At 51.3% G+C, this 1,485-nt stretch carries 1 protein-coding gene; it reads right to left on the bottom strand.

All coding sequences use genetic code 11. From position 1 onward, the window contains the following. The coding region (locus tag B4113_RS07995) for an IS66 family transposase (RefSeq protein WP_061912400.1) at window positions 1-1,384 on the bottom strand (1,384 nt) is incomplete at its 3' end. Between the last annotated feature and the right edge of the window lie 101 nt (window positions 1,385-1,485).

Below are 1,485 nucleotides of genomic sequence, written 5' to 3'. Positions count from 1 at the left end.
CGTGTTTTTGCAGGGTAGAAATGACGCTACGAATGATACAGAAAGCCTTGGCATCGTCTTCCTGACGAAACGTTCCGGAAATTTTTTGTTTGACTTTCACCATCCGCAAATCGCGCTCAGCTTGGTTGTTGTCAAACGGCACTTCTTTCTTTCGCAGGAAGAGAAGCGCTTCTTGTTTGCGCTTTTCTAGGCGCTGGATGAAATGTTGCGCGTTGCGGACGCCGTCATGCTTGCCTTGTTGGCAACGTTCATCGAGTTCTCGGCGACCATTCGCTAGACGCTCGTCGTACACGGCTTCCCAATACCGGACTTCCTCTTCCGGTAGAGCCCCGCCCGCGTTCTCCACCGCCTGTTTCATCTCCAACAACGCTTCGGCCATCTCTTTCGACCATGAATGGCCGTACAGTTCGGTATATGCCCGAAGCTCCCGGAGATGATGGGCATGGCAAAGCGCATGGCTCGCCTCTCTGTACATCGGGTACACCGAATACGCATCATGCACCATCGTTCCTTTGTACCTCGGCAAGATCCCGATGTCGTCCGTCGCTTGCTTGCCACGAGAACGATGCAGTCCGTATCGGGTGGCCTTGGCAGTGGAAGCCACGTGCACCCATTGGTTCTTCCCGTTCACACGCAGACTTGTTTCATCGACGTGTAACGTCTTGGACGCGAGCAACGCCGTTTCGATCTCTTCGGTCACTGCTTCTAACACAGGGAGCCATCGTCTCGTCATGTTCACGACCGTGCCTGCACTCATCGAATGGTTCACTAACGCTTTGACCATCTCGGTGACACGCTCGCACGGGATCAACTGTGCATGGTTCCAGTATAAAACAAGGGAAGTGAGGACGGGCCCGTACTGGACATGATTCGTGACATAAAAAGGAAACTCTGCCTGCTGGACAAGATGACATTCCGGACAACCCTTTACTTCCCGTTCGTGTTGAGTCACTTCCATTCGAACCATTGGGAGGTCGAACACTTGGCGAATGTCTACTTGAAGCGGAGCGACATGTTCTAAAGAGTGACCACATCCTTCGCATTGGGTCACGCGGTGAATGACTCGATGGTCAGGATTCGGTACTTGGCGGAGCGTCGTTCCTTGGTGTCCCGGCTGCCCGCCCGGCTGTTTCCCCGACGTTTGGCGAGAAGGAGATTTCGCCACAAACCGGTCAGAGGACGGCGGTAAATGGCTGTTGGTACTGTTTTTTTTTGTACGGGCTTCTAACTCTGCGATACGTGCTTTCAATTGTTGGTTTTCTTGACGTAGTTGCTCGTTTTCTCGAATGAGTTTTTTCATCATTTGTGCTTGATACTCGATTTTTGCGACCATGCTTTCGAGTGTAAAGACCGCTTGTTGGAAATCAAAAACAACGTTTGCCATCATGTTCACCTCCCTTGTCTTGGATGGTACTAGTATAGACAAGGGGAGCGAGAATCAACCAGAGTTCGTAAACTTTTTCTATGTAACGGCTGAATAGTTAC

This window comes from Geobacillus sp. B4113_201601 (genome assembly GCF_001587475.1).
Lineage (GTDB): Bacteria > Bacillota > Bacilli > Bacillales > Anoxybacillaceae > Geobacillus > Geobacillus icigianus.
The sequence above is the reverse complement of the archived record's forward strand: the minus strand, read 5'-3'. Positions and strand labels throughout refer to the sequence as shown.